Below are 23,837 nucleotides of genomic sequence, written 5' to 3'. Positions count from 1 at the left end.
CGGAGCATTGGCACGAGAGTCGACCGAGAAAGGATTACCCATGAAACCATTCACGTTTATCGCCGCCATTCTGGCTTTCAGTGGCCTGTTCGGTACGGTTGCTGCCGACGAGCCTGACACCCTTCGCATCGGCTATCAGAAGGGCTCGATCACGCTGGTGCTGGCCAAGGAACATGGCCTGCTGGAAAAGCGTTTTCCCGAGAAAAAAATCAAATGGATCGAGTTTCCGGCCGGGCCGCAGATGCTGGAGGCGCTGAACATTGGCAGCCTGGACATCGCCTCCACCGGCGACATCCCGCCGATCTTCGCCCAGGTCGCAGGTGCCGACCTGGTCTACATCGGTGCCGAGCCGCCCAAGCCGCAAGTGGAAACCCTGTTGGTGCGCAACGAAAGCCCGGTGCACAGCGTCGCTGACTTGAAAGGCCGCAAGGTCGCGCTGCAGAAAGGCTCCAGCTCGCATAACGTGGTGCTGCGTGTGCTGAACAAGGCCGGCCTGACCTTCAAGGATATTCAGCCGATTTACCTGACCCCCGCCGATGCCCGCGCTGCCTTTGAAAACGGCAGTGTGGATGCCTGGGCGATCTGGGACCCTTACTATTCCATCGCCATGAGCGAAGGCCATAGTCGCCTGCTGGCCAACGGCGAGGGGCTTGGATTGTCCGGGCCGTTCTATACCGCACGGCGTGCGTTTGCCGAGGAAAACGCGGTGCTCGTGCAGCAGGTGCTCGACGAACTGACGGTTGCCGACGGGTTGTCGCGCTCGCAGCGTGTCGAGAGTATTCAGATACTGGCGCGCAGCATGGGCTTGTCCGAAGCGGTCATGACTCAGTATCTTGACCATCGGCCTGTATCACCCAGCTTGCCGATCACGCCGGAGATCGTAAGCGCGCAGCAGGCGACCGCTGATCTGTTTTACGACAACCACTTGATACCCAAGCGGGTCGACATTCAGCAGGTTGTCTGGCAAAAGCCATGATTCCGGCGTTGCGAACAGGCCTCGCCTGTTGGCAAACGCAATCAAGACGCCTCGAATATCCCCCAGACAAGAGAGGATTCAATGACCTACATCGCTGCCGAAAATCGTTACGAAGACATGCCTTATCGCCGTACCGGCCGCAGCGGGCTGGTGCTTCCGGCACTGTCTTTGGGCTTGTGGCACAACTTCGGTGATAGCACGCCGATCGACACCCAGCGCGCCATGCTGCGCACGGCGTTCGATCTGGGCATCAATCATTTCGACCTGGCCAACAACTATGGCCCGCCGTACGGCAGCGCCGAGATCAACTTCGGCCGGCTGCTGCGCGAAGACTTCAAGCACTACCGTGATGAACTGATCATTTCCAGCAAGGCTGGCTGGGACATGTGGCCAGGGCCGTACGGACAGGGCGGTGGTTCACGCAAATACGTGCTCGCCAGCCTTGATCAGAGCCTGCAACGCATGGGCCTCGATTACGTCGACATTTTCTATTCCCACCGTTTCGACCCGGACACTCCGCTGGAAGAAACCGCCAGCGCGCTGGCCACCGCGGTTCAGCAAGGCAAGGCCTTGTATATCGGTATCTCGTCGTATTCCGGGGCCAAGACCCGCGAAATCGCCGCGCTGCTCAAAGAGTGGAAAGTACCGCTGCTGATTCACCAGCCGGCCTACAACCTGCTTAACCGCTGGGTCGAGAAAGACTTGCTCGACGCTACCGAAGAGCTGGGTGCTGGCGTGATCGCGTTTACTGCACTTGCCCAGGGGCTGCTGTCGGACAAGTACCTGAACGGCGTGCCCAAGGATGCACGGGTCAATCGTCCGGGTGGCGGCTCGCTGCAGGCTTCGCACCTGTCCGAGCAGAACATCGCCCACGTGCGTGCGCTCAATGAAATCGCCCAGCGTCGCGGTCAGAGCCTGGCACAAATGGCCCTGGCCTGGACGTTGCGCGATCCGCGCGTGACCTCAGCGTTGATCGGTGCGAGCCGTCCCGAGCAGATCGTCGAAAACGTCGGCGCGCTGAAGAACCTGGCGTTCAGCAGCGAAGAACTGACCGAGATCGACAGCTTTGCGGTGGAAGGCGGTATCAACCTGTGGGAAAAACCTTCTCTGGCAGAGTAAGCACAGCCGTTTCCGGGTAATAAGTCAGGCCCTGGGTGGGCCGCCATCGCACGTTGAAAAATGCGTCTGGCGGCTCACTCGCCTGCGCCGGCAGCAATGCCGGGTTGTTCAGAGGCTTCCACTGGATAACAAAGAAGGAGGTCGGGCTCATGATTTTTTCCGCCTGCCTTCGGCAATGACCAGCGGATCCGCTGAGTACTGCCAAGGAATCTCGTCCAGTGTCCAGAGATGAAACGCCAGAGGTGAGGCGAAGTCCGGGTCTGGCGGGGCCTTGGTGTGATACTCGGGATAATGGGTCTGAAAGTCGATGGCGGCCTGCACCAGCAAAGGCTCGCTGAAGCGCCTTCCCCAAAAGGCCGCAGTAATGGGCAATTGCTGTGGAATGCCGGTCGCGCCATAGCCGATGGGCAGTGTCAGCATGGGCCATGCCAGCGCGTTGGGCATATCGAAATACTTACGTTGTACCGGAAGCGTCTTCGTCAGTGTGCCTGCCCGCTCGCCGACGTGAGCACCGAGCGGCAGCACCATCATGAAGTCAATCTGATAGTCATTCAGGGCCTTTTCAAAAAGCCCCTGCTGTTGACGGCGTCTGTTCTCTGCTTCGAGTCTGATCCCCACTGGAATGAGTGAGGCAACCTGATCGAAGAACTCCGGATATCTTCTTAGCAAATAGTCTCTGTCATCTTGATTCTCCAACACGTCTGCGAAGTCACGCACGGCTGACCAGTGCCGGGTTTCCAGTTGGTTGGCGTAACTGGTAACGGCCTGGGCGTTGACTCTCATCAGAATGCTGCCATCACTGTTCAGCACGTCGTGAATGGGTTCGGGCGCGGTGTAAGGGCTGTTTTCAGGGGTTCCGGCATCCAGCCAAGGGAAGTCGACGACCTTTGCGCCCAGCGCTGCAAGCTGATCCTTGAACCTGACGAAGGCTGCGCTGTAGTCCTCGTCGTAAGACTGCGCGGGAGGGTGACCGGGCGAAGACATCCAGTCTGTCTGCGGAATCCCTATGGTCAGCCCCTCCAGAGGAAGAGAGCCGGGGGTCGGGGTAATGCAAAGCTGCTCGCCTATCGACGGGGCCGACAGGCTTTGTGGGTCGTTTTCTCCATCAGGGCCGGCAATTATCGACAGTATCAGCGACGCATCGCGAATCGAACGGGCCATGGGGCCGACCACGTCCCAGCCGCTTCGCAGGGGCATCACGCCGGCACCGGACACCAGCCCCAATGACGGTTTTATTGCGCTGGCGCCATTGGCTGCCGCCGGGATGATAATCGAGCCCGCAGTTTCTTCGCCCAGCGCTGCGGCGCACAGACGCGCCACCGGAGCGACCCCCGAGCCCTGACTGGACCCGCCCGGCGTGCGCGTCGGGTCCCACGCATTCCCGGCAAACTGGCCGACGGTGTGGGTCGAGAGTTCGGAGCAGATGGTATGACCGATAATCAGTGCGCCCTGAGCCCTCAGCCGGGCGACGCATGTCGCATCACGTAATGCCAGGTTGCCGGAAAAGGCCTGAGTGCCGTTTTTGCTTTCAAGGCCCTGGATGGCGAAAGAGTCTTTTATGCCGAAGGGAATTCCGCACAACGGAGGGGCCGGGCCGCGTTGATCGTCTGGAGTCGTCAGCCATTGATCGGCGAGTCTTGCCTGCTCTAACAGTGTCGAGAAATCTTCCAGCCGCACAAAAGCGTTGTATTTACCGTTATCGCCGTAGGTTTCTTGCGGGCCGTTGAACCGCGTGATGCGGCTCCAGTACTCGACGAACACCTGTTCGGCGGTCAGTCTTTGCGGGTTATCTTCGCGCAGCAGTGCGGCGAGTTCGACAATATCGTAGTCAACAATCCGCTCGCGTCTTTCAATGCTGGCACCACGCGGCAGTGCCGCAAGCAAACGTAAATTATTGGCGTGCTGTCGGGCGTCAGATTCATCGAGTAGTGCACTTTCCATAATGATTAGCTCCTTATGCCCCTTGAGTGGGGGCAGAAGAAGCTAATCATTAAAGGACGTGGCGAGTAACTGTCAGAAATGCCAGTGTTCGGTCTTGAAGACGGCTCAGCCTTCGTCAGCCTCGTCGTCATCCCCGCCATCGATCTTCATGCCCAGTTCCTTGATCTTGCGGGTCAGGGTGTTACGACCCCAGCCCAGCAGCACGGCGGCATCGCGGCGGCGGCCGGCGGTGTGCTTGAGGGCGGTTTCGATCATGATCCGCTCGAAGGTCGGCACGGCGCTGTCCAGCAGGCTGGACTGACCGCGGGACAAGGCCTGATCGGCCCACTGGCGCAGCGCCTGTTCCCAGTTGGTGACCGGGGCGGCGTCCTGTGGCAGGCTCAGCAGCTCCGGCGGCAGGTCGCTGATGTGCACTTCACGACCCGAAGCCATCACCGTGATCCAGCGGCAGGTGTTTTCCAGCTGGCGCACGTTGCCTGGCCACGGCAGATGCTTGAGGTATTCCTCGGTCTCGGCCTTGAGCAGCTTGGGTTCGACCGCCAGCTCCTGAGCCGCGCGGCTGAGGAAGTGCTTGGCCAGGGTCGGGATGTCTTCGCGACGGTCCGACATGCGCGGGATGTGGATACGGATCACGTTCAGGCGGTGGAACAAGTCCTCGCGGAACTTGCCGGCCTGCACCAGGGTTTCCAGATTCTGGTGGGTGGCGGCAATGATGCGCACATCGACCTTGACCGGCGTGTGACCGCCGACCCGGTAGAACTCGCCGTCCGCCAGTACACGCAACAGGCGGGTCTGGGTGTCGGCGGGCATGTCACCGATTTCATCGAGAAACAGCGTGCCGCCGTCGGCCTGTTCGAAGCGCCCGCGGCGCAGGTTGGCCGCACCGGTGAACGCACCTTTTTCATGTCCGAACAGCTCGGACTCCATCAGGTCCTTGGGGATCGCCGCCATGTTCAGTGCAATGAACGGCGAGGCCGAACGCGGGCTGTGGCGATGCAATGCGTGAGCGACCAATTCCTTGCCGGTACCCGACTCACCGTTGATCAACACCGTGATGTTGGAGTGACTCAGACGGCCGATGGCGCGAAACACTTCCTGCATCGCTGGCGCTTCGCCAATGATTTCAGGGGTGCGGGTCAGCGTCGGTGCAACGTCCAGGCCCTGTTGTTCCTGAGCGTGCTGATTGGCGCGCTTGACCAGCGAGACGGCTTCATCGACGTCGAACGGCTTGGGCAGGTACTCGAACGCGCCGCCCTGATAAGACGCCACGGCGCTGTCCAGGTCCGAGTGGGCGGTCATGATGATCACCGGCAGACGTGGATGCTGCTCGCGAATCCGCGCCAGTAGGTCCAGGCCACTGGCACCCGGCATGCGGATGTCGGAAATGATCACGTCCGGTTGCTGACGGGCCAGACGGCTCATCACCCCGTCGGCGCTGTCGAAGCTCTGCGTGGTCATGCCTTCCTGTTGCAAGGCCTTTTCCAGTACCCAGCGGATAGAACGATCGTCGTCTACGATCCAGACAGTTTCACTACGGCTCATGTCGAAGCTGCTCCTTGTTCCAGCGGCAGGAAGATCGAGAATGTGGTGTGGCCGGGATGGCTGTCACACTCGATCAGGCCCTGGTGCTGGCTGATGATGTTCTGGGTAATGGCAAGACCTAATCCCGTACCGTCCGGGCGGCCACTGACCATGGGGTAGAAAATGGTTTCCTGAAGTTCGGCCGGAATACCGGGGCCGTTGTCGATGATTTCGATCTTGCTCACAAGTCGATGGCGAACGTGGCCGATGGTGAACTGGCGCATGGCGCGGGTACGCAGGGTGATCCGGCCAAGGCGCAATTCGTTCTGCCCGCTGATGGCCTGCATGGCGTTGCGCACGATATTGAGCACGGCCTGGATCATTTGCTCGCGGTCGATCAACACGTCGGGAATGCTTGGGTCGTAGTCGCGCACCAAGGTGATGCAGCCCTGGCTTTCGGCCTCGACCAGGCTGCACACGCGCTCCAGTACTTCGTGCACATTGGTCATCGCCAGCGATGGCAGCTTGTTGGAGCCGAGCATGCGGTCGACCAGATTACGCAGGCGGTCGGCCTCTTCGATAATGACGTTGGTGTAGTCCTTGAGGCTTTCTTCAGGCAGCTCGCGGGCCAGCAGCTGTGCGGCCCCGCGAATGCCGCCCAGTGGGTTCTTGATTTCGTGAGCCAGACCACGCACCAGCATCTTGGTGGTTTCCTGCTTGGACAGCTGGGCCTCTTCCTTGGTGATGCGCAACAGCCGGTCACGCGGGTGTACTTCAAGCAGCAGCAGGGTATCTCCCTTGCTGAGGATAGGCGTCACCGCATAGTCGACAGTCAGGGTCTGACCGGTCAGTGCAGTGAGCATCGCTTCGCGCTTGGTGAAAGGATGAGCCTGTTCGACTGCCTGACGCAGCGAACTCAATGCTTCGGCCGACTCGGTGAACAGCTCGCTGATGAATTGCCCATGGCTGCGCTGCCCGCTGATGGCCAGCAGCATCTCCGCCGCCGGGTTCATGTACTCAAGTCGCAGGTCAGCGTTGAGCAGAATGGTGGCAGTGGTCAGGTTATCCAGTAACAGTCTGTGCAGCGCGTCGCTGATAGTCATGAATCGTGTTGACCTCTTTTGGCACATTGCAGTTGCGCAATGCTGGTGCTGGTTGGTCTGCACCAGCAGGAGCAAGGCCACCAATACGGTGCTGTGTCAGTGAAGTTGCAAAAAACAAACCAAGGCTCCGAAAAGAAGCGCTTTATCTGCAAAATCGGGCCATTTTTGGAAACAGTGCCCGCATACGGCGCTACCCGGCCAGGCTTCCTGAACCAGATTGGGCTGTATTGTTGCGCAGGCAGAGATTGAGTGCACCAAAAAGGTGCTGGTGCTTTGGCGAGATCAGAAGAAGGGCAGAATGCTGCTTTTTGGCTCAGGCTTGTCCTTGAGCGGACACTCCGGACGCACGCCATAGTCATCATCCTTGCACGGATGAGTCGCGCGCTTTTGCGCCAGGGAAATACGCTGGACGTGCAGCGGCTGGTTCGGTGTTTTTTCCAGAACACGGCCGAGCTCGTCGAAAATCTCTACCGACAGTTGATGCGTGCCGCGATCCACGTTGCTCAGCGGGAACACCGGGCTGCGGCCGGCCTGGCCGACGGCAACACCGTCCAGCAGCAACCGGTAGCTGTGCCCCGCCTGTAATACCGGTTCGCTGGTGACGGTAACGATCAGGTCGCCACTGGGATTGACCAGGGTAGCGTCCGGTTCCGGCACCAGGATTCTCAGCAACTGGTAATGAAACATCGGTTGTACTGCTGGTTTGGCAGGGTGGGCCTTCAAGGTCCGGGTCGGTGGTGTGCCGGTCATGTTGTTGCTGGGCGCAATGTCGACGCGGGTGGCGTTCTTGCGCGGCTGGTCGGTAAACACCCGATTACCCTGCGCGTCGATATAGGTGTAGACGTCGGCCGCTGCGGGCAGCGTCAAGAGCAGCAACAGGCAGGTCAGCAGGCGGCGCATCGTGTGTCTGCTCATGGCTTGCCAAGGTGTACGCGCTGAACGGTCAGGGTGATGGTTTCACTCTGCTGAATGATCCGCTCGCCGTCTTTCACGACTACCGCAAAACTGTGCTCGCCGCGATCTATGTTGACCACCTGAAAGCGTGGCAGGTTGGAGGGCTGTCCGTACAGGTTGCCGTCCAGCAGCAGTTGCAGGCTGTGATTGGGTTGCAGGCGTGGCTGGATCTTCACACCGATGATGAACGTGCCATTGTTGGCGCGTAACGCTTCGTCAGCGGGCAAGTCGGTGAGTGCCAGCACGTCATAGGCCGTCTGCGGCTGCGAGGGTGGTGCGACGGGGGCCGTTTGTTGCGGCTCGCGGTTGAGGGCTGGCCTGGAAGGCGTCTGCGTTTCGATGCTGTTGAGTGGCGGCAACTCGACCACTTCGGTCTTGGCCCCGTTGGGCGGCTGGTTGCTGAACGCGGTGTTCCCGTTCGCATCGGTGTACTTATAGATCTGCGCCAGCGCAGGCAGGCTGATCAACAGCAGCAGGCAAATCAGACTTTGACGCATGAGACTCTCGACAGCAGGGGCAAGATTGGCCGTCAGCATAGAACACATCGCCCTATGCTGCGCTATCCGCCTGATGTGTCAGAGTTTCGCAGGGCAAAGGTCGGCAGTGGCCAGTATCAGCGCCTGATCGTGAATCGGGTCGGTCTGATAACGCTTCAGCGCCGCATCCAGTTGCATCCGGCAGGTTTCCGCCTTGCGCAGTGGCTGGAAGTCCGCGTATGCCTGAAGCAATTGGGTTTGCAGGCGATCCAGCTTCGGGCGGATGTCATCGACCAGGCTGAGCCTGACCGTGTCGGGCGCCTTGCCTGCTGCGTGCCATTGGGCGAGCAGGGCGTTCTGCACCTGTTTATTGGCTTCGATCTGGGCGCGGAACAGGCGTTGAACGTCATCGGGGTTGAGCTTGAACTCGGCAGCACGGGCCTGGGCTGCGCTGATCACTTGCAGCTCGCGCGGCGGGTCCTCGACGGCCTTGCCGCTGTCCCACTTGCTCAGGGCAACCTGATCGGCGATGGTCAGGCGCTCGCTGATCGCTTGCAGCAGGGGTTCAAGTGCAGAAGGCTTTTGCTCGGCAGTGAAAGCGAAACAGGAAGACATGAACGTCATTGTCAGCAGGGAAGTGGCCAGAATAAGGCGCATGGCAGTTCCATCTCGGTTCGGTTGGGAGATGCAGATTTAACTCCAGGCGACCGGACAGAGCCAGTGTTGCGGGGTGAACAAAAGTTCACGCGGTAAAATCCGGGCAAAAAAAAGACCTCCCGAAGGAGGTCTCCTGTTACGCCATCAACGCTGGCGCAGCTGGATCAGCAGCTGTAGTACAGCTCGTATTCCAGTGGGTGTACGAAGGTGCGAACCTTGATTTCTTCTTCGCTTTTCAGCTCGATGTAGGCATCGATGAAGTCGTCGCTGAAGACGCCGCCCTTGGTCAGGAACGCGCGGCCCTTGTCCAGTTCTTCCAGGGCTTCTTTCAGGCTGCCGCAAACTTGTGGGATCTCTTTGGCCTCTTCAGGCGGCAGGTCATACAGGTTTTTGTCAGCTGCGTCGCCAGGGTGGATCTTGTTCTGGATGCCGTCCAGGCCAGCCATCAACAGGGCAGCGAATGCCAGGTACGGGTTGGCCGCTGGATCCGGGAAGCGTGCTTCGATACGACGGCCGCGCGGGCTGTTGACGTACGGAATACGGATCGACGCGGAGCGGTTACGCGCCGAGTAGGCCAGCATCACCGGTGCTTCGAAACCTGGGACCAGACGCTTGTAGGAGTTGGTCGACGGGTTGGTGAAGCCGTTCAGGGCCTTGCCATGCTTGATGATGCCGCCGATGAAGTACAGGGCGGTATCGGACAGACCGGCATAGCCTTCGCCTGCGAAGGTGTTCTTGCCATCCTTGGAGATGGACATGTGTACGTGCATACCCGAGCCGTTGTCACCGTACAGTGGCTTGGGCATGAAAGTAGCGGTACGGCCGTAAGCGTCGGCAACGTTGTGTACGCAGTACTTGAGGGTCTGAACTTCGTCAGCCTTCTTGACCAGCGTGTTGAATTTCACGCCGATTTCGTTCTGGCCGGCAGTCGCCACCTCGTGGTGGTGAACTTCCACGACCTGGCCCATTTCTTCCAGGGCGTTGCACATTGCGGTACGGATTTCGTGGTCGTGGTCGACTGGTGGCAGAGGGAAGTAGCCGCCTTTGACGCCCGGACGGTGGCCCTTGTTGCCGCCATCAACGTCGCCGTCGGTCATCCAGGAAGCCTGTTCGGAGAAGATCTTGAACATGGAACCGGAGATGTCGGACTTGAACTTCACTTCGTCGAAGATGAAGAACTCTGGCTCCGGACCTACGAATACGGTGTCGCCGATACCGGTCGACTTCAGGTATTCCTCGGCACGGTGGGCAATGGCGCGCGGGTCGCGGTCGTAGCCTTGCATGGTCGAAGGTTCGATGACGTCGCACACCAGAACCAGGGTCGGCTCTTCGGTGAACGGGTCGAGCAGAGCGGTTTCGTCATCCGGCAGGAGAATCATGTCGGACGCTTCGATGCCTTTCCAGCCAGCGATGGAGGAACCGTCGAACATTTTGCCGACTTCGAAGAAATCGTCTTCCAGTGCATCGCGCGCAGGCATGGTGACGTGCTGCTGCTTGCCCTTGGTGTCTGTGAAGCGCAGATCAATCCATTTAACGTCATGATCTTTGATGAGTTGAACCGACTTCGACATGGTGTCCTCCGGGTGGCTAGAGACCGACTTGATAGAGTTGTGGTCCCTTGAATTTGGGTGATGCCGGCGCAAATACTCTGCCAAGGCAACCTGCCTCACAAGGGAGCAATTTGCATGCCAGTGCCCCGTGTTGGGTTTTTTGCCTCAAACGCAGGTTTTCAGGGGGTGAAAACGCACCACACGTGAAAAACACGCACCTTTATGGCGCTGCAATTTGGTGCGCCGACTCTTTTTGGTGCGCCGATGATTGCGTGTACGATAACTGGTTAAACCTTGAGCAATTTCCGCTATAATCCGCGCCCCCCTTTTTTGGTCGGCACCTCACGCTCCGTTTCCATGAAACTAATCGTTAAAGTTTTCCCAGAAATCACCATCAAAAGCCCGCCGGTGCGCAAGAAGTTCATCCGGCAACTGGGCAAGAACATTCGTACCGTGCTCCGTGAACTGGACGCGGACATTGTCGTGGGTGGCGTATGGGACAACCTTGAGGTCGAAACCCGCCTGACCGACCCCAAAGTGCTGCAGGGCATCAGGGAACGGCTCAGTTGCATGCCGGGCATCGCCAACTTTCTGCAGGTCGCCGAGTACCCGCTGGGCGATCTCGACGACGTGGTTGCCAAGTGCAAACTGCACTACGCCGATCTGTTGCCTGGCAAGATGTTTTCAGTGCGTTGCAAGCGCGCCGGCCGACACGACTTCAGCTCCATGGACGTCGAGAAATACGTCGGCAGCAAGCTGCGCGTGCAGTGCGGCGCCGCCGGAATCGAGCTGAAAAAGCCCGATCTGGTCGTGCGCATGGAAATTCGCGACCAACGGTTGTTTGTGGTTCATGACCAACATCAGGGCATGGGTGGTTACCCGCTGGGCGCGCTGGAGCAGACCCTGGTATTGATGTCCGGCGGGTTCGATTCGACCGTTGCGGCCTACCAGATCATGCGCCGCGGCCTGATGGCGCACTTCTGCTTCTTCAATCTGGGCGGACGAGCCCATGAGCTGGGCGTGATGGAAGTCGCGCACTTCATCTGGAAGAAGTACGGCAGTTCACAGCGCGTGCTGTTCGTCAGCGTACCGTTCGAGGAAGTTCTCGGAGAAATTCTGCAGAAAGTCGATAACAGTCATATGGGTGTAGTTTTGAAGCGTATGATGTTACGCGCTGCATCTGCGGTGGCTGATCGTCTTGAAATCGATGTGCTGGTCACCGGCGAAGCGATTTCACAGGTTGCCAGCCAGACGCTGCCCAACCTGTCGCTGATTGACGCGGCGACCGACAAGCTGGTCCTGCGGCCGCTGGTTGCCACCCACAAGCAGGACATCGTGGACCTGGCGACTGAAATCGGCACCGCTGATTTTGCCCGGCACATGCCTGAGTATTGCGGGGTGATTTCGGTCAACCCGAAGACCAACGCCAAGCGAAATCGCGTTGAGTACGAAGAAAAACAGTTCGACATGGCGATTCTCGAGCAGGCGCTCGAACGCGCGAAGCTGGTTTCGATCGATCGGGTCATCGACGATCTGAGCCGCAATGTCGATATAGAAGAAGTCAGCCAGGCGCTGGCCGGTCAGGTGATCCTCGACATCCGTCACCCGGATGCCCAGGAAGACCAGCCGCTGCAAGTCCCTGGCGTGGAGATACAGACGTTGCCGTTCTACGCATTGAACAGCCGTTTCAAGGCACTGGATGACACGCGCCAGTACCTGCTGTATTGCGACAAAGGCGTCATGAGTCGCCTGCATGCCCACCATTTGCTCAGTGAGGGACATGCCAATGTGCGCGTATATCGACCGAGCTAAGTGCCCGGGGCTGTTTGCCTGTGGCTTGCGTCACCGGCCCCCCGACACCTGTCGTCATGCCGTTACGGCTTTTGCCGACTCAAAATAGTAATCGCTGTCCTTAACCAGTCAGCAGACCGAATCCTCTGATCGAGATACACAAGTGATCGAAAATCTACGTAACATCGCCATCATTGCTCACGTTGACCATGGTAAGACCACCCTGGTAGACAAACTCCTGCGTCAATCCGGCACTCTGGAGCGCGGCGAGCTCAACGATGAGCGCGTGATGGACTCCAACGACCAGGAAAAAGAGCGCGGTATTACCATTCTCGCGAAGAACACCGCGATCAACTGGAATGGCTACCACATCAACATCGTGGACACCCCGGGCCACGCCGACTTCGGTGGTGAAGTAGAGCGCGTGATGTCGATGGTCGACTCCGTACTGCTGCTGGTCGATGCCCAGGACGGCCCTATGCCGCAAACCCGTTTCGTGACCAAGAAGGCTTTCGAAGCCGGCCTGCGTCCAATCGTGGTCATCAACAAGGTTGACCGTCCAGGCGCGCGTCCGGACTGGGTTCTGGACCAGATCTTCGACCTGTTCGACAACCTGGGTGCCACCGAAGAACAGCTGGACTTCAAAGTCGTCTACGCCTCGGCCCTGAACGGCATTGCCGGTCTGGAACACACCGCCATGGCTGAAGACATGACCCCGCTGTACCAGGCGATTGTCGATCACGTCCCTGCGCCAAAGGTTGACCGTGACGGTCCGTTCCAGATGCAGATTTCCGCACTGGACTACAACAGCTTCCTGGGCGTCATCGGTGTTGGCCGTATCGCTCGTGGTCGCGTCAAGCCGAACACTCCGGTTGTTGCCATCGACGTCAACGGCAAGAAGCGTAACGGCCGTATCCTGAAGCTGATGGGTCACCACGGTCTGCACCGTATCGACGTTGAAGAAGCAGCTGCCGGCGACATCGTCTGCATCAGCGGCTTCGACCAGCTGTTCATCTCCGACACCCTGTGCGACCCACTGAATGTCGAAGCGATGAAGCCGCTGACCGTTGACGAACCTACCGTTTCGATGACCTTCCAGGTTAACGATTCGCCGTTCTGCGGTAAGGAAGGCAAGTTCGTCACCAGCCGTAACATCAAGGAACGTCTGGACAAGGAACTGCTGTACAACGTTGCCCTGCGCGTTGAAGAAGGCGACACCGCCGACAAGTTCAAGGTCTCCGGCCGTGGTGAGCTGCACCTCTCGGTACTGATCGAAACCATGCGTCGCGAAGGCTTCGAAATGGGTGTTGGTCGTCCTGAAGTGATCATCCGCATGGTTGACGGCGTCAAGCACGAACCGTACGAAAACGTCACCATCGACCTGCCTGAAGAAGCGCAGGGCGCGATCATGGAGCAAATGGGTAACCGTAAAGGCGACCTGACCAACATGGTTCCGGATGGCAAGGGCCGTGTGCGCCTTGAGTACAACATCCCGGCACGTGGCCTGATCGGTTTCCGTAACGAGTTCCTGACCCTGACTTCCGGCGCAGGCATCCTGACCAGCATCTTCGACCGTTACGACGTGATGAAGTCCGGCGACATGTCCGGCCGTCAGAACGGCGTTCTGGTTTCGGTTGCTACCGGCAAGGCGCTGACCTACTCCCTGGAAACACTGCAAGCCCGTGGCAAGCTGTTCCTGGGTCATGGCGAAGACGTGTACGAAGGTCAGATCGTCGGCATCAACAGCCGCGACAACGACCTGGGTGTAAACCCAACCAAAGGCAAGAAGCTCGACAACATGCGTGCTTCCGGTAAAGACGAAACCATCGCTCTGGTTCCGCCTATCCGTTTCACTCTGGAACAAGCGCTGGAATTCGTACAAGAAGACGAACTCTGCGAAGTGACTCCAAAGTCGATCCGCCTGCGTAAGAAAATCCTTGGCGAAAGCGAGCGTACTCGTGCTGCCAAGAAGTCGGGCAACTGAGTAATCAGTTAGTCGGCTAGACACAGAAAACCCGGTCGCGAGACCGGGTTTTTTTATGCCCGCCATTTATGGCCTATGGCACAGCTCGCTCGGCGGCAAGCTACTTTGAACGGCCGCCCACTGGCGCCAGCAGCAACTCGATACGCTGCTTGCGGATCCCGTCGGCAGCCGCTTCGGCCAGGGCTGCGTCGGTGATGATGGTGTCGAACTGCTCGAGCCCGGCAACCTTGTACATACCGAAGGTGCCATATTTGGAGCTGGTAGCGATCAGCACGGTTTGCGAGGCCGACTGCATGGCGGCCTGCTTGACCTCGACCTTCAGCGCTGACGGTGTGGTGGTGCCACGTTGCAGGTCCCACGAGCTGGTGGACATGAAGGCCACATCGGTCGCCAGCTGGCGTAGGGTTGCCGCTGCCAGGCCGCCGACGCTGGAGCGGTTCGGATGATCGAGCAGCCCGCCGGTGTGAATCACATCCACATGCGCAGCATCGGCCAGTGCGTTGACCACGCCGAAATCATTGGTGACCACGGTCATGCCCGACAGCGCGATGATGTGCGGGACGATTTCGAGTGTGCTGGTGCCTGCGTCCAGATAGATCGTCATGTCCGGGTGCAGCAAACCCGCTGCGAGCCGCGCCATGCCCTGCTTGTGCGGCAACTCCACCACCGCCTTGGACTGGTGGCTGGGTTCGCTGTGGACCTGGCTGGCGATACGCACGCCCCCGGTGACCGAGTAGGCGCGACCTTCCTGTTCCAGCTGGGCGATGTCGCGGCGGATGGTCATGTGCGAGCAATCGAACATCTCCATCAACTGATGCACGCTGAGCACCTGATGCTTGCGCAACTGACGCAGCATCAGCTCCCGGCGCTGATCAGGGATCATAGGTGTACCGCCGGAAATGGCGATCTCCTCTTCAGTGGACATTCGTACTCCTGTACATCAATGAGCCGCCTCAGGCAGCAGACGGTCCGCGCATCTTAGCCAATCGCTTCGGCAATGGAAGCGGTTGCAGGCTTTTTTGCGCGGTTCGGCTCATCTTACCTCTGTCGCACTTCAACTCATCCAGTTGCCACCGTCGACGTTATAGGTCTGGGCGACCACGTACTCGCTGTCCGCCGAAGCCAGGAAAATGGCCATGCCGGTCAAATCGTCCGCCGTGCCCATGCGCCCGAAAGGCACTTGTTCGCCCACCAGCCTTTTCTTCTCGCCCAATGGCCGGTTTTCGTGGCGGGCGAACAATGCATCGACGCCGTCCCAGTGTTCGCCATCGACCACACCCGGCGCGATGGCGTTGACATTGATGCCATGCCGGATGAGGTCCAGCCCGGCCGATTGGGTTAGGCTGATCACTGCAGCCTTGGTCGCGCAATACACAGCCACCAGCGCTTCGCCACGGCGACCCGCCTGGCTGGCCATGTTGATGATCCTGCCGCCTTGCCCCTGGGCAATCATTTGCTTCGCCGCGGCCTGCAAGGTGAACAGCGTGCCACCGACATTGATCGAAAACAGCCGCTCGTAGCTTTCGCGGGTGATGTCGACGATCGGTGCCAGGTCGAACAGTGCGGCATTGTTGATCAGGATATCCAGCTTGCCGGTTTGGGCGACCACTGCGGCGATGGCCTGATCGATGGACGACTGATCCGTGACGTCCATCCGCACCGCATAAGCGTGGGGTCCCAGTTCGGTCGCTGTCGCCTGTGCGCGTTGCAGATCGATATCGGCAATCGCCACGCGCGCGCCTTCGTTAATGTACGCCTGCGCAAACGCCCGCCCGATACCTCGCGCCGATCCGGTGATCAGCGCGCTTTTACCTTCAAGTCTTTTCATGAGTTCATCATCCGTTCAATACAGTTGAGGGCTGGCGCTCTACTTCGGGTAGCCGGCACGTTTCATCTCGCGCTCGGTCACCGCCTGCGCGGCTGTGAGCGCCTGTTCAGTGGTGGTTTGCCCGGTCACGGCGGCAGAGAACAGCTTGCCGACCGAGGTGCCGATGGCCTGAAACTCGGGGATGGTCACGTACTGGATACCCACGTAGGGCACGGGCTGGGCCGACGGGTGCGCCGGGTCGGCGTGTTGCATCATCTGCAGCGTGACTTTGGCGAACGGCGCAGCTTTCAGATAAGCCTCGCTGTAGGTGGAGGTGCGGGTGCCAGGCGGCACGTTGCTGATGCCGTCTGTCTCGGCGACAAGCTGGATATACGCCTTGGACGTCGCCCAGGTTATGAACGCCTTGGCCGCATCCTTGTGTTTCGACGTGGTCGGTATCGCCAGCGACCAGGCGTAAAGCCATGACGAGCCCTTGTCGGTCACTTCAACCGGCGCAGGTGCGAAGCCGACGCTGTCGACGACCTTGCTCTGCGCCTTGTCGGTGGTGAACGAGCCGGCCACGCTGGCATCCACCCACAACGCGCATTTGCCGCTGTTGAACAGCGCGAGGGTTTCGTTGAAACCGTTGCTCGACACGCCCGGCGGGCCATAGTTTTTCAGGGTGTTGACGTAGAAATTCGCGGCCTTGCTCCATTCCGGGCTGGTCAATTGCGGTTTCCATTGCTCATCGAACCAGCGCGCGCCGAATGCGTTGGCCATGGTGCTGAGCAGGGCGATGTTCTCACCCCAACCGGCCTTGCCGCGCAGGCACATGCCGTAAACGCCCTTGTCGGGCTGATGCAGCTTTGCAGCGAATTCGCCCAGCTGCGTCCAGGTCGGGTGTTCGGGCATGCTCAAGCCTGCTTGCTTGAACAAGTCGGTACGGTAATAAGTGATGGTGCTTTCGCCGTAAAAGGGCAGGGCATAGAGCGTGTCCTTGACTGACAAGCCTTGGCGCACCGAGGGAAAGATATCCTCCAGATCGTAGTCCGGCGCAAGATCGGTGATTGGCTCCAGCCATTGTTTGGCGCCCCATAGCGGGGTCTCGTAGGTGCCGATGGTCAACACGTCGAACTGGCCACCCTGCGTGGCGATGTCGGTGGTCAGGCGCTGGCGCAGGACGTTTTCTTCGAGCACTACCCAGTTGAGCTTGATGTCGGGATGCTGCTGCTCAAAGGTTTTCGACAGGCGCTGCATGCGGATCATGTCGCCGTTGTTGACGGTGGCAATGGTCACGGTTTCGGCGGCCTGAGCCGTCAGGTTGAGCAGGGCGGCGGACACGCCTGCGGACAGGAAAAGCGTTTTCCGAATGTTCATCGTAGTGCTCTCCACCCCGCGCCTGGTCTGGCGGGAGTCATTGTTTTTGTTGTTGGCCACGGTTGAGTCACCCTGGTGGACGGCTCGATTACAGCAGCCCTCAGGGGGCTGAACAAACGCAGCGCGGATCATCGACTGATACTTTTTTAACCGAGTGCGCTCCGGCTGTCCGAAAGCAAAAAAGTATCAGTGCCGGTTTGAACGCGAGCTAGCGCTGGCTGGACGCGAGGGGGTATGTTCAAGCGTCTACAGCGCATTCATAACGATAAAAAGGGGCATCCCGTGCCTGACAGCCGTGCCGCCTTGCTCGAGCAGCGCCCTGCCGAGCTTGAGGTTATTCTCCCGCAGCCCGACCACTGCTTTCGCTGGTACGAGCATGACTATCCCTATGCGCTGGCGCGCTGGAACCATCATCCGGAATTCGAAATTCACCTGATCCGCCAGGGCAGCGGCAAGCTGGTGGCCGGTGATTACATCGGTGAGTTCGCGGCAGGGCATGTGGCCCTGATCGGTCCGGATCTGCCGCATGACTGGATCGGTGATCTGGCCCCCGGTGAGCATCTGCCCGGGCGCGACGTGGTGTTGCAGTTCGATGGTGCAGCGTTGCTCGCCTTGCGCGGCACGCTGCCGGAAATGGGTGACTTGCAGCGTCTGTTCGAGCAGGCGCGACGCGGCTTGGAGTTCACCGGTGCGACAGCGGTGCAGGCTGCACGCCTGCTTGAAGAGATCGGCCCGGCTCAGGGGCTGGAGCGGCTGATTCTGTTCCTGCAACTGGTCAACACGCTGATGAAAGCGCCTGCACAGGAGGTTCGCCTGCTGGCCAGCACCTGGTATGCACCGACCCTGGATGCGCGCAGCTCCGAACGGATCAACAAGGCGTTCGATTATCTGCTGACCGAATTGACCAGCGATATTCGCCTGTCCGTCATCGCGCAGCGGCTGGACATGAGCGATCCGGGTTTTTCACGCTTCTTCAAGCGCACCACAGGCCATTGTTTTATCGATCTGATGCGCAAGCTACGCGTCCAGCGGGCTTGCCGGTTGCTGCTGCACAGCGAGATGTCGGTGTCCGACATCTGCTTTGAAGTCGGCTATGCCAACCTGTCCAACTTCAACCGGCACTTCCGCGTGGAGATGCAGCAGACGCCCAGTGAATACCGGCGCGCCGCTGCGTCTGTCTGATCAATGTTCTGCCGGCTCTTTCGCCTGCGGGGCACGGGTAACGGCATTCACCAGCTTGCCGATGGTCAGGCCCTGCAGAAGGATCGACAGCAGCACCACGATGTAGGTGATGCTCAGCAGCAGATCGCGTTCCGGCCCGGTCGGCAGCGCCAGCGCCAAGGCAACCGAGACACCGCCGCGCAGACCACCCCAGGTGAGGATGCGGATCGTGCCGTGCGGCACCTTGCGCCAGCGACGCAGCAACAGAATGGCCGGGGCCACGGTGACAAAGCGCGACAGCAGAATCGCTGCCGCCAGCAGGCTGGCCGCAATCAAGTGCTGCCACGAGAAGGGCAGTAGCAACAGCTCCATACCTATCAGCGCGAACAGCAGCGCGTTGAGCATGTCATCCAGCAATTCCCAGAAACCGTCCATGTAACGACGGGTCATGTCGTTCATCGCCAGATTGCGTCCCAGGTTGCCGATGATCAGGCCGGCCACGACCATCGCGATAGGACCGGACACATGCAGTTCAGACGCCATCGCCGAGCCGCCGATCACCAGCGCGAGCGTGAGCATGACCTCGATCTGATACTGCTCGATGCTCTTGATCATCAGGTACACGGCGTAACCGATCAGGCCGCCGAACAGCACGCCGCCTACCGCTTCGTGGACGAACAGCAGAGCGGTTTCGCCTACTGTCGGTGTCTCGCCCAACTGCGCGATACCCAGCAGAACGGTGAACACCACCACCGCGGTGCCGTCGTTGAACAGGCTTTCGCCGACGATTGTGGTCTTCAGCGGTTTAGAGGCGTTGGCCGTACGCAACACACCGAGTACCGCAATCGGGTCGGTGGGCGAGATCAGCGCACCGAACAGCAGGCAGTACAACGGGCTGACGTGCCAGCCGAACAGGGCAAAGATCCAGTAGGCCAGTGCACCGATCACGGTGGTGGCAATCAGCACCCCGAAAGTCGCCAGCAGGCCGATGGGCCAGCGGTAACTCCTCAAATCGCCAAGGTTGACGTGCAGCGCCCCGGCGAACAGCAGGAAGGACAGCATCCAGTTCATCAGCAGGTCGCCGAAGTCGATCTGGCCGATCAATTGTTGAACGCGATCTTCCAGACCGGGATAGCCCAGAAAGCTCAGGCCCTGCAGCAGCAACGAGAACATCAGCGCGGTGACCATCACACCAATGGTGGGGGGCAGACCGATGAAACGGTAATTCACGTAGGTCAGCAGCGCAGTGAGGCAGATAAAACCAGCAGCAAGTTCAAGCATCCGTCATTCCAGAATCCGTAAGTGCAGTGTCTCGATCACCGTAACCGAGCCTGTGTTTGATGGACCGGATCTACGTCCAGACACATCTCGACACGCCACAGTGGGGTTTGCGTTGACCACGCACATGCAGTGATGTTGCAAAAAATGCCGGAATCACCCAGCGAAGCTGGATTCGAGACGGGAGGGGAAGGGGATTGCAGACGCAAAAAAGTCAGCCCGAATGACGGTTCGGGCTGACGGGGGTGTAACGCTGAGTGGCCTTCCTGGCAGGTTCAGAATCATTGGCTGTTTCTGCACCCGCCGAGGACCTGGTACTGAACCGTGTTCAGCTTGCCCTTGGAGTCTTCGTAAGTCATCAGTTTGGGCATCACGCTACAGGTTTGCAGATCCGGGGACTTGCGGACCAGCTTGGCAACGTCCAGCTTCATTCCGTAGGTGTACTCCTTGATCTCCGGCATCGGCTTGTTATGGATGGCAGCATACTTCTGCACGCTGGCCTGGTGTTCCTTGATCACTGTGGTGGCCTTGACCTCATCAGAGGTGTAGGCGAAAGCACTGACTGGCGAAAGGATGACCAGAGCGAGTAACAACGATTTGGCTGTGCGCATTTTCTTTTGTCTCCGTTTGAATGTGGCTTAACCCTAACCAGTGCGCACTAACCGGAAGGTTGCTGAAACATTACAAATCGGTCATCTCGAAGATGTCAGCTTCCTAACAGTATTGTCATTGTTCGCTCACCTTCCTGTTAGCTCCCCCTCCGTAAGCTTGTTTCATCCCTGACGAGCGCCAAGCGCTGCGCAGGTCCGACATTCAACCGATAAAGGTAATGATGATGAAACTGGTCAAATCGATGGTCTTCGCCGTAGCTGCCTTGTCCGCCACTGCAGCCTTTGCCGACGACGGTAACGAGTACGCAAGCCCTGCTGCCGACAAGATGCGCCAGGCGCAAGAGATGCGTTTCAAGGAACAGAACAGCAGCAAAGCCGAGCGGTACGTCAATGCCGACGAGAAAGCCGAGGCTGAACGGTCGACCAAGTCCGAAGGCTGATGCCTTTGCTGCCCGACCCGCTGCACCCCTATTCGCCCTTTGTAGCAGCTCCCTGCTCCTTTGGTCGGGGCGAATCTTTAAGCGTCCTTCGGGGCGCTTTTTTTATTCCTGTATCTACACAAATCGTTATCACGCCCATGCTCCAGCGCCCAGCGTTATAAATGAGTCCCGTGGGAGCGAGCTTGCTCGCGAAGAGGCCGGTACAGCCGCCAGAAGTAGTGTGCTTGAGCCAGGGAATGCAGTTCTGGATGCTCTGCGTTCTATCCTGAGTGTCTGATTGCATCGGTCAAAGCGTGTTTATTTGTATTGAGCAAAGACGACGCTTCAGTGCACTTCCTTTCATATTTGTAATCCCGCCGTCACCCCGCCGTTATCTTCGCCACTTCAAGATTGTGCCCCACTGGCAGCTCTCGAAATTATAAAAAAGCCAGATCGACGCTTACATCCATCTGCCGATCAATCGGAGCACACATGACCCAACTCAGAACCCTTTCACTGGCCCTGTGTTCGACCTTCGCAGGTATGACGCCTGTTGCGACATTCGCCGAAGAACAGAAAGAAGGCTTCATCGAAGGCAGCACGCTGACGGTGCTCAACCGTAACTTCTACATGAACCGCGACCACCGCAACGGCGAGTCCAGCCCGACCGGCAATGGCTATTCCGAAGCATGGGCGCAGGGCATCATCGGGCGATTCCAGTCAGGTTTCACTCAAGGCACATTCGGTGTCGGCGTCGATGCATTTGCCATGATCGGCATCAAGCTCGACACGGGGGATGGCAGAAACGGTGGGCGCAGCGCTTTCGATGTACTGCCGGTCGATGAGCAAGGCAACGCCCGTGACGAGTACACCAAAGTTGGCGGCTCGCTGAAGGCCAGGGCTTTCGACACCGTCGTGAATGTCGGCGATGTCTTCCCGTCGACGCCGGTGGTTGCCTTCGGCGACTCCCGCCTGCTGCCGGAGAGCTTCCGCGGCGTTACCGCCGTCAACAACAGCATCAGCGGCTTGACCGTGCAGGGCGGTCGCCTGCATTCCATGAGCCAGCCCGTCTCCAGCAACCTGCGCGACGGTTTCGTCACCTTCTACGGCGGCGCGGTCGACGCTCCGTGGGTCGCCTACTTCGGCGGCGACTACCAGGCCACCGATGCGCTGAGCCTTGGCCTTTACACCAGCCGACTCAAAGATGTCTGGGATCAGAAATACGCCTCGGCGTCTTATGTGCTGCCACTTTCCGATGACCTCGCACTGACCGGCAGCCTTAACTACTACAACGCCACCGATGAAGGCAAAAAGCTGCTCGGCGAATTCGACAACGACATCTGGAGCGCAAAAGTCGCCCTGCAATACGGCGCACATACCCTGTCGCTTTCGCAACAGCGCAACGAAGGTGATGACGATTTCGACTACCTCAGGCAGTCCGACTCCATCTACCTGGCCAACTCCATCCAGTACAGCGACTTCAACTCACCCAAGGAGCGCTCCTGGATGGTCACCTACAACCTCGACATGTCCACCTTCGGCGTGCGCGGCCTGTCGTTCATGACCCGCTACGGCAAAGGCACCGACGCCGACTACTCCAACGCCAACAGCACCTACATGCGCCGCGACGCACAAGGCAACCCGCTGACCGATCAAAAACGCTGGGAGCGCGATATCGAAGCGAAATACATTGTGCAGACCGGATCACTCAAAGACCTGTCGCTGCGCGTGCGCCAGGCGACGACCCGGGCCACGGCGTTCGAATCGGATCTGGATGAGGTGAGGGTGATTGTGGAGTATCCGTTGAGTGTGCTTTGAGGGGGATGATTGAGTGAGGCGTCCTTTGGGGCGCTTTATTCTGATAGTTCCGGTCTTATACGCCATATAGGAAGGGCATGTGTTGCGGAATTACGTCGTCCATCCTTGGCTAATGTTTTTGCACATGATAATGCGCACGTTTGAAAAGTTTGATTTTTTGGTTGTTGTAGGTATTCTGATTTTCAGGTTCTGTTATAAGGACTGGTTGTGTCGAGGTCAGGTTCATTATATTAATGACATGCAGCCATCAATTTCGAAGCTCTCAGAGTTTATTATAAAAATTACGAGATGATTTTCTACTTCCAAGGGGACCCAGCTTCGGAACGCCTCATCCGTTGAACCTTCAAGCGATGCTGCGCATAGTTCTGCGCCATTAAGCTGGCGCCCTTGAGCTGCCAGGTTGTTGGCTCTGAATTCTATAATGAATTTCAGCGTGTTTTTGTTTTGATCATCATAGACAGATACTTCTGGAGGTAGCAGAAAGGAAATGTCAGATATCTTTAGTTTTTTAATTAATTTGCGTGTGATGGGATCGCATAGATTCGAAGAAACATACGATTCGAAGTCGACTTTTTCTATGATGTCTTTAGCGTTCATTTGGATTGAATGCCTTAATTCACGATTGATTTGCTTTAAGTAGTAATCTACTTGCTCTCTAATCCTAGCCGCAAAAAAACTCCTGCGGCCAATTTTTCAAAGCTTGGGTGCGCATTTATGTGCGCTAGAAAACATACCGAATGGACTACTCTTATTTAACCAGCATTTCCATATACTGCCCCTGAAATCTCAGGTTCTGCTCGACCTCGTTCACCACCAGCTTCTCAATCGCCCCCCACGGCCGATATTTGGCCTGCCAGACGATCTGCCCTTCGGCGTCGGTCATCTCCAGCGGCGTACCAATCTGGTCGGTGTGGAAGTAGTAGACCTTGTTCTCTACCTCGCCCTCTTTCTCATCAACACGGGCCAAAGGCGCATAGCTGCCGGGCTCGTAGAGGTAGAGGCTGCTCTGCCCAGGACTTTCTTCACGCAACATCCGCAATCCCTGCCAGAGAAAGCGTTTCTGGTCGGTCTGGCCCTTTATGTCCCACTGTTTGCCAACGCGCCTGCCCAGGCTGTCGTACTGGTAGCTGCTGGTGCTTTCCACCTGACTGTTGGCCATGGTCTCGGTTTTGACCAGGCGGTTTTCGCAGTCGTAGGTGAAGGTTTGCCAACGCACGATGCCGACGATTTTCTCGACCAGGTTGCCCCACGCGTCGTACTTGTATTCGTGGTTGCTCCACTTTTTGAGGCGGTT

The 23,837-nt window shown here is 58.5% G+C and carries 21 protein-coding genes; 7 read left to right on the top strand and 14 right to left on the bottom strand.

Annotated elements, in window-relative coordinates:
• Positions 1–40 precede the first annotated feature (40 nt).
• Entirely contained in the window at positions 41–976 is a 936-nt protein-coding gene (locus BLR20_RS25275) for a sulfonate ABC transporter substrate-binding protein (protein ID WP_010438446.1), read from the top strand.
• An 81-nt stretch (positions 977–1,057) separates the two neighbouring features.
• Complete coding sequence (gene mgrA, locus BLR20_RS25270) at positions 1,058–2,095, top strand: L-glyceraldehyde 3-phosphate reductase (protein WP_010438449.1); 1,038 nt, start codon at positions 1,058–1,060, stop codon at positions 2,093–2,095.
• A 147-nt stretch (positions 2,096–2,242) separates the two neighbouring features.
• On the opposite strand, the gene BLR20_RS25265 is transcribed toward mgrA, so the two are convergent.
• The 7 genes from BLR20_RS25265 to glnA all read right to left on the bottom strand — a co-directional run bounded on the left by BLR20_RS25265 (position 2,243) and on the right by glnA (position 10,318).
• Positions 2,243–4,036: an amidase gene (locus tag BLR20_RS25265; protein ID WP_054994414.1), complete on the bottom strand. Its 1,794-nt coding sequence runs from the start codon at positions 4,034–4,036 to the stop codon at positions 2,243–2,245.
• A gap of 105 nt (positions 4,037–4,141) precedes the next feature.
• Positions 4,142–5,578 carry a nitrogen regulation protein NR(I) gene (gene ntrC, locus BLR20_RS25260; protein ID WP_003413458.1) on the bottom strand — a complete coding sequence of 479 codons (1,437 nt, stop codon included), beginning with the start codon at positions 5,576–5,578 and terminating at the stop codon, positions 4,142–4,144.
• On the bottom strand, positions 5,575–6,660 hold the full coding sequence (glnL, locus tag BLR20_RS25255) for a nitrogen regulation protein NR(II) (protein WP_002555720.1): 1,086 nt from the start codon (positions 6,658–6,660) through the stop codon (positions 5,575–5,577). The genes ntrC and glnL overlap by 4 nt, the downstream gene beginning before the upstream one ends.
• Positions 6,661–6,942: 282 nt before the next feature.
• Positions 6,943–7,560 carry a DUF4124 domain-containing protein gene (locus tag BLR20_RS25245; RefSeq protein WP_054994415.1) on the bottom strand — a complete coding sequence of 206 codons (618 nt, stop codon included), beginning with the start codon at positions 7,558–7,560 and terminating at the stop codon, positions 6,943–6,945.
• An 11-nt stretch (positions 7,561–7,571) separates the two neighbouring features.
• Positions 7,572–8,111 (bottom strand): DUF4124 domain-containing protein, encoded by a 540-nt coding sequence (locus tag BLR20_RS25240; RefSeq protein WP_074595087.1) that lies wholly within the window; start codon positions 8,109–8,111, stop codon positions 7,572–7,574.
• Positions 8,112–8,189: 78 nt separating this feature from the next.
• Positions 8,190–8,747 (bottom strand): chorismate mutase, encoded by a 558-nt coding sequence (locus BLR20_RS25235; protein ID WP_054994417.1) that lies wholly within the window; start codon positions 8,745–8,747, stop codon positions 8,190–8,192.
• Between the two features lie 164 nt (positions 8,748–8,911).
• Complete coding sequence (gene glnA, locus BLR20_RS25230) at positions 8,912–10,318, bottom strand: glutamate--ammonia ligase (protein ID WP_032614280.1); 1,407 nt, start codon at positions 10,316–10,318, stop codon at positions 8,912–8,914.
• A 336-nt stretch (positions 10,319–10,654) separates the two neighbouring features.
• Here glnA and thiI point away from each other — a divergent pair, with 336 nt between their 5' ends.
• Both thiI and typA read left to right on the top strand, forming a co-directional pair.
• Positions 10,655–12,109: a tRNA uracil 4-sulfurtransferase ThiI gene (gene thiI / locus BLR20_RS25220; protein ID WP_054994418.1), complete on the top strand. Its 1,455-nt coding sequence runs from the start codon at positions 10,655–10,657 to the stop codon at positions 12,107–12,109.
• Positions 12,110–12,251: 142 nt separating this feature from the next.
• Positions 12,252–14,072, top strand: coding sequence for a translational GTPase TypA (gene typA, locus BLR20_RS25215; RefSeq protein ID WP_003405222.1), 1,821 nt, complete (start codon positions 12,252–12,254; stop codon positions 14,070–14,072).
• Positions 14,073–14,172: 100 nt separating this feature from the next.
• On the opposite strand, the gene BLR20_RS25210 is transcribed toward typA, so the two are convergent.
• The 3 genes from BLR20_RS25210 to BLR20_RS25200 all read right to left on the bottom strand — a co-directional run bounded on the left by BLR20_RS25210 (position 14,173) and on the right by BLR20_RS25200 (position 17,256).
• Positions 14,173–14,997 carry a DeoR/GlpR family DNA-binding transcription regulator gene (locus BLR20_RS25210; protein WP_003413442.1) on the bottom strand — a complete coding sequence of 275 codons (825 nt, stop codon included), beginning with the start codon at positions 14,995–14,997 and terminating at the stop codon, positions 14,173–14,175.
• Between the two features lie 129 nt (positions 14,998–15,126).
• Positions 15,127–15,900 carry an L-iditol 2-dehydrogenase gene (locus BLR20_RS25205; RefSeq protein ID WP_054994419.1) on the bottom strand — a complete coding sequence of 258 codons (774 nt, stop codon included), beginning with the start codon at positions 15,898–15,900 and terminating at the stop codon, positions 15,127–15,129.
• A gap of 39 nt (positions 15,901–15,939) precedes the next feature.
• Positions 15,940–17,256 (bottom strand): ABC transporter substrate-binding protein, encoded by a 1,317-nt coding sequence (locus tag BLR20_RS25200; protein ID WP_054994420.1) that lies wholly within the window; start codon positions 17,254–17,256, stop codon positions 15,940–15,942.
• Between the two features lie 282 nt (positions 17,257–17,538).
• On the opposite strand from BLR20_RS25200, the gene BLR20_RS25195 reads away from it, so the two are divergent.
• Complete coding sequence (locus tag BLR20_RS25195) at positions 17,539–18,438, top strand: AraC family transcriptional regulator (RefSeq protein ID WP_024640422.1); 900 nt, start codon at positions 17,539–17,541, stop codon at positions 18,436–18,438.
• Here BLR20_RS25195 and BLR20_RS25190 read toward each other — a convergent pair whose 3' ends face one another.
• Positions 18,439–19,698: a cation:proton antiporter gene (locus BLR20_RS25190; RefSeq protein WP_003343805.1), complete on the bottom strand. Its 1,260-nt coding sequence runs from the start codon at positions 19,696–19,698 to the stop codon at positions 18,439–18,441.
• A 278-nt stretch (positions 19,699–19,976) separates the two neighbouring features.
• Positions 19,977–20,306: a DUF2790 domain-containing protein gene (locus tag BLR20_RS25185; RefSeq protein ID WP_010438490.1), complete on the bottom strand. Its 330-nt coding sequence runs from the start codon at positions 20,304–20,306 to the stop codon at positions 19,977–19,979.
• Between the two features lie 218 nt (positions 20,307–20,524).
• Here BLR20_RS25185 and BLR20_RS27920 point away from each other — a divergent pair, with 218 nt between their 5' ends.
• On the top strand, positions 20,525–20,746 hold the full coding sequence (locus BLR20_RS27920) for a hypothetical protein (RefSeq protein WP_025991136.1): 222 nt from the start codon (positions 20,525–20,527) through the stop codon (positions 20,744–20,746).
• Positions 20,747–21,217: 471 nt separating this feature from the next.
• Complete coding sequence (locus BLR20_RS25175) at positions 21,218–22,543, top strand: OprD family porin (RefSeq protein ID WP_054994421.1); 1,326 nt, start codon at positions 21,218–21,220, stop codon at positions 22,541–22,543.
• A 225-nt stretch (positions 22,544–22,768) separates the two neighbouring features.
• Here the strand turns inward: BLR20_RS25175 and BLR20_RS25170 are convergent, their stop codons facing one another.
• Together BLR20_RS25170 and BLR20_RS27915 are read right to left on the bottom strand one after the other, a co-directional pair.
• A complete protein-coding gene (locus BLR20_RS25170) occupies positions 22,769–23,140 on the bottom strand; it encodes a hypothetical protein (protein ID WP_054994422.1) in 372 nt (123 codons plus the stop codon).
• A gap of 151 nt (positions 23,141–23,291) precedes the next feature.
• Positions 23,292–23,837, bottom strand: a 546-nt coding sequence (locus BLR20_RS27915) for an RHS repeat domain-containing protein (RefSeq protein WP_244158751.1), incomplete at its 5' end; no start/stop codon positions are given.

The organism is Pseudomonas congelans (assembly GCF_900103225.1).
GTDB classification, from domain to species: domain Bacteria; phylum Pseudomonadota; class Gammaproteobacteria; order Pseudomonadales; family Pseudomonadaceae; genus Aquipseudomonas; species Aquipseudomonas congelans.
Note: the sequence above shows the minus strand (reverse complement) of the source record. Positions and strands in the feature narration are given on the sequence as shown.

What these genes read in the sequence shown, in the direction of transcription:
- BLR20_RS25275 (WP_010438446.1), top strand. Translation starts at nt 41, where the DNA reads ATGAAACCATTCACGTTTATCGCCGCCATTCTGGCTTTCAGTGGCCTG.
- mgrA (WP_010438449.1), top strand. Translation starts at nt 1,058, where the DNA reads ATGACCTACATCGCTGCCGAAAATCGTTACGAAGACATGCCTTATCGC.
- BLR20_RS25265 (WP_054994414.1), bottom strand. Translation starts at nt 4,036, where the DNA reads ATGGAAAGTGCACTACTCGATGAATCTGACGCCCGACAGCACGCCAAT.
- ntrC (WP_003413458.1), bottom strand. Translation starts at nt 5,578, where the DNA reads ATGAGCCGTAGTGAAACTGTCTGGATCGTAGACGACGATCGTTCTATC.
- glnL (WP_002555720.1), bottom strand. Translation starts at nt 6,660, where the DNA reads ATGACTATCAGCGACGCGCTGCACAGACTGTTACTGGATAACCTGACC.
- BLR20_RS25245 (WP_054994415.1), bottom strand. Translation starts at nt 7,560, where the DNA reads ATGCGCCGCCTGCTGACCTGCCTGTTGCTGCTCTTGACGCTGCCCGCA.
- BLR20_RS25240 (WP_074595087.1), bottom strand. Translation starts at nt 8,111, where the DNA reads ATGCGTCAAAGTCTGATTTGCCTGCTGCTGTTGATCAGCCTGCCTGCG.
- BLR20_RS25235 (WP_054994417.1), bottom strand. Translation starts at nt 8,747, where the DNA reads ATGCGCCTTATTCTGGCCACTTCCCTGCTGACAATGACGTTCATGTCT.
- glnA (WP_032614280.1), bottom strand. Translation starts at nt 10,318, where the DNA reads ATGTCGAAGTCGGTTCAACTCATCAAAGATCATGACGTTAAATGGATT.
- thiI (WP_054994418.1), top strand. Translation starts at nt 10,655, where the DNA reads ATGAAACTAATCGTTAAAGTTTTCCCAGAAATCACCATCAAAAGCCCG.
- BLR20_RS25210 (WP_003413442.1), bottom strand. Translation starts at nt 14,997, where the DNA reads ATGTCCACTGAAGAGGAGATCGCCATTTCCGGCGGTACACCTATGATC.
- BLR20_RS25205 (WP_054994419.1), bottom strand. Translation starts at nt 15,900, where the DNA reads ATGAAAAGACTTGAAGGTAAAAGCGCGCTGATCACCGGATCGGCGCGA.
- BLR20_RS25200 (WP_054994420.1), bottom strand. Translation starts at nt 17,256, where the DNA reads ATGAACATTCGGAAAACGCTTTTCCTGTCCGCAGGCGTGTCCGCCGCC.
- BLR20_RS25190 (WP_003343805.1), bottom strand. Translation starts at nt 19,698, where the DNA reads ATGCTTGAACTTGCTGCTGGTTTTATCTGCCTCACTGCGCTGCTGACC.
- BLR20_RS25185 (WP_010438490.1), bottom strand. Translation starts at nt 20,306, where the DNA reads ATGCGCACAGCCAAATCGTTGTTACTCGCTCTGGTCATCCTTTCGCCA.
- BLR20_RS27920 (WP_025991136.1), top strand. Translation starts at nt 20,525, where the DNA reads ATGATGATGAAACTGGTCAAATCGATGGTCTTCGCCGTAGCTGCCTTG.
- BLR20_RS25175 (WP_054994421.1), top strand. Translation starts at nt 21,218, where the DNA reads ATGACCCAACTCAGAACCCTTTCACTGGCCCTGTGTTCGACCTTCGCA.
- BLR20_RS25170 (WP_054994422.1), bottom strand. Translation starts at nt 23,140, where the DNA reads ATGAACGCTAAAGACATCATAGAAAAAGTCGACTTCGAATCGTATGTT.